The sequence below is a fragment of the Cupriavidus sp. FW306-1B-F12B genome (assembly GCF_058781795.1).
On record NZ_JBYSXC010000010.1, the window covers coordinates 231753 to 240258 of the forward strand.

At 69.3% G+C, this 8506-nt stretch carries 8 protein-coding genes; 6 read left to right on the plus strand and 2 right to left on the minus strand.

The features are described from left to right. Positions 1–19: 19 nt before the first annotated feature. From AC3WLE_RS18685 to AC3WLE_RS18695, 3 genes are all read left to right on the plus strand, one after another. On the plus strand, positions 20–742 hold the full coding sequence (locus AC3WLE_RS18685; RefSeq protein ID WP_492351681.1) for a glutathione S-transferase C-terminal domain-containing protein: 723 nt from the start codon (positions 20–22) through the stop codon (positions 740–742). Between the two features lie 85 nt (positions 743–827). Then, positions 828–1937: a chorismate synthase gene (gene aroC / locus AC3WLE_RS18690; protein ID WP_010813124.1), complete on the plus strand. Its 1110-nt coding sequence runs from the start codon at positions 828–830 to the stop codon at positions 1935–1937. A gap of 12 nt (positions 1938–1949) precedes the next feature. Beyond that, complete coding sequence (locus AC3WLE_RS18695; protein ID WP_492320472.1) at positions 1950–3224, plus strand: MFS transporter; 1275 nt, start codon at positions 1950–1952, stop codon at positions 3222–3224. Here the strand turns inward: AC3WLE_RS18695 and AC3WLE_RS18700 are convergent. Both AC3WLE_RS18700 and AC3WLE_RS18705 read right to left on the minus strand, forming a co-directional pair. Beyond that, on the minus strand, positions 3146–4252 hold the full coding sequence (locus tag AC3WLE_RS18700; RefSeq protein ID WP_492357309.1) for an NAD(P)/FAD-dependent oxidoreductase: 1107 nt from the start codon (positions 4250–4252) through the stop codon (positions 3146–3148). The two genes, AC3WLE_RS18695 and AC3WLE_RS18700, sit on opposite strands and share 79 nt — an antisense overlap. Positions 4253–4291: 39 nt before the next feature. Continuing rightward, the gene (locus AC3WLE_RS18705) at positions 4292–5005 is read right to left on the minus strand and encodes a FadR/GntR family transcriptional regulator (RefSeq protein WP_492357310.1); all 714 of its coding nucleotides are present in this window, start codon (positions 5003–5005) and stop codon (positions 4292–4294) included. Between the two features lie 242 nt (positions 5006–5247). Between AC3WLE_RS18705 and AC3WLE_RS18710 the strand changes: the two genes are divergently transcribed. The 3 genes from AC3WLE_RS18710 (at position 5248) to AC3WLE_RS18720 (ending at position 8370) form a co-directional block, all read left to right on the plus strand. Next, a complete protein-coding gene (locus tag AC3WLE_RS18710) occupies positions 5248–6135 on the plus strand; it encodes a flagellar brake protein (RefSeq protein WP_492320475.1) in 888 nt (295 codons plus the stop codon). An 89-nt stretch (positions 6136–6224) separates the two neighbouring features. Beyond that, positions 6225–7334 (plus strand): esterase/lipase family protein, encoded by a 1110-nt coding sequence (locus AC3WLE_RS18715; protein ID WP_492320476.1) that lies wholly within the window; start codon positions 6225–6227, stop codon positions 7332–7334. Then, positions 7321–8370, plus strand: a complete 1050-nt coding sequence (locus tag AC3WLE_RS18720; protein WP_492357311.1) for a lipase secretion chaperone — start codon at positions 7321–7323, stop codon at positions 8368–8370. Before AC3WLE_RS18715 ends, AC3WLE_RS18720 begins: the two co-directional genes overlap by 14 nt. The last annotated feature ends 136 nt before the right edge of the window (positions 8371–8506 follow it).

An 8506-nucleotide genomic window follows, 5' to 3' on the forward strand; every position in this document is an offset into this window, starting at 1 on the left:
TGCGGAACCCGAGTCCACGATGATCACGCTCTACACCTTTGGCCCCGCCTTCGGGCTGCCCGACGCCAGCCCCTTCGTCACCAAGGCCGAGATGCTGCTCAAGCTGGCCGGACTGCCTTACCAGGCGCGCCGCGGCAGCCTGCGGCGCGCGCCCAGGGGCAAGCTGCCCTACCTGGACGACATGGGCCGGATCGTGGCGGATTCCACCCTGATCCGCTGGCATATCGAGAAGACCTACCACATCGACTTCGACGCCGGCCTGAGCGCGGCCGAGCGCGGCATCGCTTGGGCCGCCGAGAAGCTGATGGAAGACCACCTGTACTGGGCGGTGGCGCGGGTGCGCTGGCTGGACCAGGCCAACTTCGACAAGGGGCCGGCCCTGTTCTTCCGCGGCGTGCCGGCGCCGGTGCGCGGCCTGGCCGAGCGCCTGGTGCGCTACAAGGTGCGCAAGACGCTGTGGGGGCAGGGTCTGGGCCGGCATAGCGAAGAAGACCTGGTGGCGCTGGCCAGCAAGGGCGTGACCTCGATCGCCGACATCCTGGGCAACAAGCCCTACCTGATGGGCAACGCGCCATGCGGGGCCGACGCCACGCTGTTTGCCTTTGCCGGCAGCCTGCTGTGCCCCGTATTCGACACTCCGATCCGCACCGCGGCCGAGGGGCATGCCAACCTGGTGGCCTATATGGAGCGGATGCGCGCCGAGTTCTACCCCGAACTGGCCCCGGCAAGCGCCGCCGCCTGAGCCTGCCGGGCCGCCCTGCGGCCGCCCGAGCCCCGCCATTGGCCTTACAATGGAGGCCTTCCCCAATTCCTGTGCGGTTTCCACCATGTCCGGCAATACCCTTGGCCTGCTTTTCACTGTTACCACCTTCGGCGAATCGCACGGGCCCGCCATCGGCGCGGTGGTGGATGGCTGCCCGCCGGGCATGGCGCTGACCGAGGCCGACATCCAGGGCGACCTGGACCGCCGCCGGCCCGGCACCTCGCGCCACGTCACGCAGCGCCAGGAACCCGACCAGGTCGAGATCCTGTCCGGCGTGTTCGAGGGCAAGACCACCGGCACCCCGATCTGCCTGCTGATCCGCAATACCGACCAGCGCAGCAAGGACTACGGCAATATCGTCGAAACCTTCCGCCCGGGCCATGCCGACTACACCTACTGGCAGAAGTACGGCATCCGCGACCATCGCGGCGGCGGCCGCTCGTCGGCGCGCCTGACCGCGCCGGTGGTGGCGGCCGGGGCGGTGGCCAAGAAGTGGCTGCGCGAAAAGTATGGCACCGAGATCCGGGGCTATATGTCGCAGCTGGGCGAGATCGCAGTGCCGTTCACGGACTGGTCGCACGTGCCGGAGAACCCGTTCTTCGCGCCCAACGCCGACATCATCCCCGAGCTCGAAACCTATATGGACGCGCTGCGCCGCGACGGCGACTCCGTCGGCGCGCGCATCGAGGTGGTGGCCAGCAACGTGCCGGTGGGCCTGGGCGAGCCGCTGTTCGACAGGCTCGACGCCGATATCGCCCACGCCATGATGGGCATCAACGCGGTCAAGGGCGTGGAGATTGGCGCCGGCTTCGACAGCGTGGCCCAGCGCGGCAGCGTGCATGGCGACGAGCTGACCGCCGAGGGCTTCCGCACCAACAATTCCGGCGGCGTGCTGGGCGGCATTTCCACCGGCCAGGACGTCACCGTGTCGCTGGCGATCAAGCCGACGTCTTCCATCCGCACCCCGCGCGAATCGATCGACAAGGCCGGCAATGCCGCCACCGTCGAGACCTTCGGCCGCCACGACCCGTGCGTGGGCATCCGCGCCACGCCGATCGCCGAGGCCATGCTGGCGCTGGTGCTGATCGACCACGCCCTGCGCCACCGTGCCCAGTGCGGCGACGTCAAGGTCGATACGCCGCGCATTCCCGCGCAGGCCGGCCAGACCCCCTGACCTGACCTCGCGTTGGCCACGCCTTTCGCGGGCGGCGGTGCCACTGGCGCCGGCCGCCCCGACTACGCCCGTTTCGGGCTCTTCTATCTTGGCTATTACGGCTACGTCGGCCTGATCTCGCCGTACGTCAGCCTGTATTTCGCCGACCGCGGCTTCAACCCGGTGCAGATCGGCGTGCTGATGGCGAGCTTCCAGGTCAGCCGCATCGTCGGGCCCTACCTGTGGGGCTGGCTGTCCGACGTGATGCACACGCGCGTGCGTATCCTGCGCGTGAGCGCGTTCACCTCGTTGCTGGCCTTCCTGATGCTGCCGGGTGTCGGCAGCTACGGCGGCATGATGGCGATGATGCTGACGCTGAGCCTGCTGACCAGCGCGATGTCGCCGCTGGGCGATGCCCTGACCATCTCCACGCTGCGCCGCTACGGCGCCTTCGACCATAGCTACGGCCGCATCCGCATGTTCGGCTCGGTCGGCTTTATCGGCGCGGTGCTGGCCGGCGGGGCGTTGTTCGAAGCAGTCGGCATGCGCGCCTTCCCGTGGGTGGCCAGCGCGCTGCTGGCGATCCTGGCCGGCGTGGTGCTGACCATGCATGACGCCGCCGACGACGGCCCGCGCACGGCGCCGCCGCGCGCCTTGCCGCTGCTGCGCCGTCCGGACGTGGCCTGGTTCCTGGCGTCAGCCTTCCTGATGATGTTCGCGCACGCGGCGCTCTATGTGTTCTATTCGCTGTGGCTGGCGCAGCTGGGCTACAGCAAGTTCGCCATTGGCGTGATGTGGACCATCGGCGTGGTGGCCGAGATCGTTTTCTTCTACTACCAGGGCCTGCTGTTCGCGCGCTATGCGCTGCGCACGATCCTGGCCGGCACCTTCGTGCTGGCGGCGCTGCGCTTCGGCCTGACCGGCTACCTTGCCCAGTTTGCCTGGCTCATGGCGCTGGTGCAGGTGCTGCACGCGGCCACCTTTGCCGCGCACCACAGCGCCAGCCTGAAGCGGTTGCAGGCCTGGTTTGCCGGGCCGCTGCAGGGGCGCGGGCAGGCGCTGTATACGGGCATTTCCTACGGCGTCGGCGGCACGCTGGGCGGGCTGGCGATGGGCTGGACCTGGAACGCGCTGGCGCCCGAGCATACCTTCGGGCTGGCCGCTATCGCCGCGGCGGCCGGCGCGTTCTGTGCGGTGATGAGCTTCCGCGCGAAAGGCGATGGCGCGGTTCAGGCCAGCGCCGCGCAGACCCGCTCGGCGATCGCCAGCGACGAGGTCAGCCCCGGCGACTCGATGCCGAACAGGTGAACCAGCCCCGGCACGCCATGCACGGCGGGGCCGTCGATGCGGAAGTCCGCGGCAACCTCGTGCGGGCCGCTGATCTTGGGGCGGATGCCGGCATAGCCGGGTTGCAGCGCGCCGTCGGCCAGCCCCGGCCAGTAGCGGCGCACTTCGTCATAGAAGCCGTCGGCGTCGGCCGGATCCACGCCGTATTCGATGTCGTCGATCCAGCGCACATTGGGGCCGAAGCGCGCCTGGCCGCCCAGGTCGATGGTCAGGTGCACGCCCAGCCCGGCCGCCTCGGGCACCGGGTAGATCAGCCGTGAGAACGGCGCGCGCCCGGCCAGCGTGAAATAGCAGCCCTTGGCGTAGTACTGCGGCGGGATATGGGTCTCGGGCATGCCGTCGATGCGGCGCGCCAGTTCCGGCGCGGTCAGCCCGGCCGAGTTCACCACCGTGCGCGCCAGCAGCGTGGTGGCGCTGCCATCCTCGCTGCCGATCTCCAGCCGGATGCCGTCCGCCGTCACCGCGCCGCCCAGCACCGGCGACTGCACCGCCAGCATCGCGCCGGCGTTTTCCGCGTCGCCCAGCAGCGTGGTCATCAGGCCATGGCTGTCGACAATGCCGGTCGACGGCGACAGCAGCGCGGCATGGCACTGCAGTTGCGGCTCCAGCGCCTGCGCCTCGGCGCGGCTGACAAGGCGCAGGTCGTCCACGCCGTTGGCCGCCGCCTTGGCGCGGATGCCTTCGAGCGTTGCCACCTGGGCCTCGCTGGTGGCCACGATCAGCTTGCCGCAGCGCTGGTGCGCCACGTGGTGGCTGGCGCAGTAGTCGTACAGCATGGCCTTGCCGCGCACGCACAGCTGTGCCTTGAGCGAGCCGGCCGGATAGTAGATGCCGGCGTGGACGACCTCGCTGTTGCGCGCGCTGGTGATGGTGCCGAAGGCGTTCTCGGTTTCCAGGATGATCACTTCGCGGCCCTGCAGCGCGAGTGCGCGCGCCACCGCCAGTCCCACCACGCCGGCGCCGATGACGACGCAATCCACTGTTTCCATGGTTGTTCCTTGCTCCAATGTCTGTGTGTTGGGGGGGGCTCAGGCGGTCAGGCCAAGGCGGGCGGCGGCGGCCGCAAGGTGCTGTTGCGCGGCACTGCGGGCGGCCGCGGCATCGCCGGCGGCAATCGCTTCGGCCAGCGCCGCGTGTTCCTGGTCGGCGGCGCGCGGCTCGCCTGTCGTCACACGCAGCCGCGCGGTGTTCTCCCAGGCGCGCTGGCGCGCGGCCAGCATCTGCTGGCTGACGAAATCGGTCAGGCCGGTAAAGCAAGGGTTGTGCGCGGCTTCCGCAATGGCATGGTGGAAGGCCATGTCGGCCGCCGCAGCGCTGGCCATGTCGCCCTGGCCGTCGGCCTGTGCCTGCATCGCCGCCAGCGCGCCGCGGATGGCATCGATATCGGCATCCGTGTGCCGCTGCGCGGCCATTTCGGCGCAGGCGGTTTCCACTACCCGGCGCAGTTCGAACAGCTGCGCCAGCGTCGGGCCGCCGTCGGGCGCGCTGGCCACGCGCCATGCCTGGCCGCCCGGGGTCTCCGACACATAAGCGCCCGAGCCCTTGCGCGTCACCAGCACGCCATCGGCCTTCAGCTGGGCGATGGCCTCGCGCACGATCGGCCGGCTCACGCCGAAGTTATCGGCCAGGCTCGTCTCTGCTGGCAGGCGCGCGCCCGCGCCGTAGCGGCCGGCGAGGATGTCGTCGTGCAGGGTCTGGGCGATGCGGCTGGCGAGCGAGGCCGGGCGGGGCAGGATGGTCATGGTTTTGATATGTCGGGCTGTCAGACAGCTTTTGGAGATTTTCGGCTCAACTTTGCGAGACGTCAAGGTCTCCGTAGGGAGCGAATGCTACACATGCGTTTCTGCTCAATCGCCGAGGGCTTAATTTCGCCGCTCCGGCGCCGATAGAAGCCTGATACAGGTGGCGGATCCTGCGCGTCGGCTCCGCCCAAGGCTTGCCATGCCCCGTTGGCATCCAATGCGGGGGCCTACTGCGAACAGCCATGATCCAGCTCACACCTAACGATCTTCCCGTCGGATACCCACTGCCCTGGTCATTGCTCGATGGCGAGGGCAACCTGGTGCTCGGCAGCGGCAGTGTCATTCCCGATGAACGCGACCTGGCGCTGGTGTTCCGCCATGGCGTGGTCTGCCGCGAAGACAGCCACGACGATGCCGATGACGAACTGCGTCCGACCACCGGGCCGCTTGGCCTGCAGGTCGGCACGCTGCTGCATGTCAAGCATGAGGGCGAGGCCGCGCGCCCGGCCGCGAGCCGCCTGATCGGTTTTATCGAGCAGGGCCTGTTTGTCACCTGGCCGCAGCTCGGCGGGCGCGACCTGCCGCTGCAGGCGGGCGATGCCGTGCTGCTGCGCGGCTTCTCCGGACACGCCATCCACAGCTTCACCTCGACCATCACCGCCGTGTGCCGCAGCCCGTTTCGCTACCTGGTGCTGTCGGCGCCGGTGCAGAAGCACGCAACGCCGGTACGCAAGGCTGCGCGCGTGCCAACCCGGCTGGCCGCCTACCTGACCGAGCCCGGCGATGACGACGGCATCGACACCGGCACGGCGCGGCTGGCGCTGCTGTCCGACCTCAGCACCGGTGGCGCGCTGGTGCAGACCACCGCGCCGGCGCCGGCGCCGGGCAGCCGCGTGCGGCTGCGCTTCAAGATGCGCACGGCGTCACTGGACAGCGAGGTCACCATCGATGGCTGGATCCGCCTCGCACCCCCCGGCGCGGCCAGCGACGATGCCGACTTCCCGGCCTTCGGCGTGGCCTTCGACGTGCTGGCCGAGCGCGAGCTGACGCTGCTGCAGTGCTACATCTACGAACAGCTGCTTTCCAGCACCCGCATGCCCTTGCAGCCCGCGGCTGTAGCGGCCGTCTAGAGGGAATCCGCTAATGTTTTGATTGTCTCGTCGGGGCGGCCAGTCTTTACTGCTTCCAACATAAAAAGTCCCACCACCGAGGAGACAAGATGGAGCACAGCGGACACCACGCGTGCGGACGACGCACGCCCGCGCTACGCGAGCAGAAGGCCGGCAAGGCCTTGCGCAGGCTCGCAGGCACAGCCCCGCTGGTCGCAGCGGCCATGCTGGCGCAGCCAGCATCAGCCCTGGCCGCGAGCGGCGACTACGCGAAGACGCGTTACCCGATCGTGCTGGTCCACGGACTGACCGGCGCGGCCAAGATGGGTGGTGTGCTCGACTACTGGTATGGCATCCCCGAAGTGCTGCGGGCCAACGGCGCGCAAGTCTATGTGGCCACGGTGCCGTCGTTCAACAGCGACGAAGAGCGCGCCCTGGCGCTGCAGGCCTATGTGCGCGCGGTCAAGCTGGAAAGCGGCGCAGACAAGGTCAACCTGATCGGCCACAGCCAGGGCGGGCCGACCTCGCGCATGCTGGCGGCGATGTCGCCGCAGGACGTGGCCTCGGTCACCACCGTCGGCAGCCCGCATCGCGGCAGCGAAGTGGCCGACACCGTGCTGGACCTGATCAATGGCGTCAACAGTATTCCGATCGCCGGGCCGGTACTCGTCGGCATCATCCAGGGCGTGTTCGATACGGTGGGCTGGTTCAATGGCATCGGCAACGGGCAGGCGCTGGACCAGGATGCGCTGGCCTCGCTCAGGATCCTGACCACGCGCGGCGCCGCCGAGCAGAATGCGCGCCTCAATGCCACGCTGGTGCCCGGCACGAAATCGGCACTGGGGCCGGATTGCAATACTGCTGGCGCGGTGTCCGAGCAACGGCAGGCGCGCGATGCCGCGGGCAACCTCGTCACTCATACCCAGGCCGCGTATTCCTGGACCGGGCAGGGTGGGCCGTTCAGCCTGCTGCGCTCCAACCTGCTGGACCCGACCACGGTGATGATGTCGGCCTCGGCCGGGCTGATGGACCTGAAGGGCGCCGGCCCCAATGACGGGCTGGTCTCGGTCTGCAGCAGCAAGTGGGGCCGGGTGCTGGCCACGGGCTACTACTGGAACCATCTCGACGAGGTGAACCAGATGGCCGGCTTGTACCAGGACGTCGATCCGCGCACGGTCATCCTCAGCCACGCCAACCGGCTGCGCAATGACCAGCTCTGAGCGCTCGCCGCGGCCCTGGCTGGCCTTGATGCCGGCCGGCGCGGCGGCGGCCGCGGTGTACTGGCTGACGATGCCGTCTGGCCCGGTTGCCGTGCCGCAGCGCCCGGCAGCGATCACCACCGCTGCGAGTCCTTCGGCGACATCGGCAGACGCCGGACCCGCCGGCGTGGCTGCCTTGCCATCGCTGTCCGGCGTCGACGTGCCAGCGGGCCCGGAACTCGACGCGCAAGGCAACCTGCGCCTGACGCGCGCGCTGCGCACCTACTTCGACTACTTCCTCAGCGCCCGCCACGACGCCGGCGGCGCCGACGCGCTGGACCGGCTGGTGTACGACGATATCCGCCGCCGCGTGCCGCAGCCCGCGGCAGGGCAGGCGTGGCAGCTGTGGCAGCGCTACCTGGCTTATCTTGCCGAGATTCAAGCGCTGGCGGCGCGCAAGCCGCAGGCGGATACGAACGGCACGCTGGATGCGGCACAAGTGCAGCAGCTGCGCGCGCTGCAGGCCGGGCGCAACGGCGCGCGGCAGCACCTGCTGCCGGAGGTGGCGGCAATCTGGTTCGGCGACGAGCAGGCGTATGACGATGCCATGCTGGCGCGGCTCGACATCGCGGCGCAATCCGGCCTGGATGACGCGCAGCGGCGGCAGCGGCTGGCCGAACTCGAAGCCACGCTGCCCGAGCCACTGCGTGCGGCACGGGAGGCCAGCGCGCGTCCGCAGGCGATCAGCGACACCATCGCCGGCATGCAGGCCGCCGGCCGCAGTGCGCAGGACATCGGTGCGGCGTTGGCGCAGGCCTACGGTGCCGAGGTGGCGCAGCGCTACCAGCAGCAGGCGCAAGCCGGGCAGGCCTGGCAGCAGCGCTACGACGACTACGCCGCGCGGCGCGCGCAGATCGAGTCATTCCCGGGGTTGTCGGAGCAGGACCGCCGGCAGCAGCTGGATGTGCTGCGCAGCCAGGCCTTCGGCAATCCCGCCGAGGCGCTGCAGGCCGAGGTGGTCGACAAGGCGATGGCCGCGCGGCGGCAGGCACGATAGCCGCGCTGCATCGCCCAAAGAAAAACGGCACCGGGTTTGAACTGCACCCCAAAAGTTGGACGTTGATCCAATCTTTGGGGTGTTTTTCATGACGAAGTACGACGAGGCATTCAAGCGCAAGGTAGTTCAGGAGTAT

Excerpts from the sequence above, each read along its gene's own strand:
- AC3WLE_RS18705 (WP_492357310.1), bottom strand. The coding sequence starts at position 5,005 with ATGACCATCCTGCCCCGCCCGGCCTCGCTCGCCAGCCGCATCGCCCAG.
- AC3WLE_RS18700 (WP_492357309.1), bottom strand. The coding sequence starts at position 4,252 with ATGGAAACAGTGGATTGCGTCGTCATCGGCGCCGGCGTGGTGGGACTG.
- AC3WLE_RS18710 (WP_492320475.1), top strand. The coding sequence starts at position 5,248 with ATGATCCAGCTCACACCTAACGATCTTCCCGTCGGATACCCACTGCCC.
- AC3WLE_RS18685 (WP_492351681.1), top strand. The coding sequence starts at position 20 with ATGATCACGCTCTACACCTTTGGCCCCGCCTTCGGGCTGCCCGACGCC.
- aroC (WP_010813124.1), top strand. The coding sequence starts at position 828 with ATGTCCGGCAATACCCTTGGCCTGCTTTTCACTGTTACCACCTTCGGC.
- AC3WLE_RS18720 (WP_492357311.1), top strand. The coding sequence starts at position 7,321 with ATGACCAGCTCTGAGCGCTCGCCGCGGCCCTGGCTGGCCTTGATGCCG.
- AC3WLE_RS18715 (WP_492320476.1), top strand. The coding sequence starts at position 6,225 with ATGGAGCACAGCGGACACCACGCGTGCGGACGACGCACGCCCGCGCTA.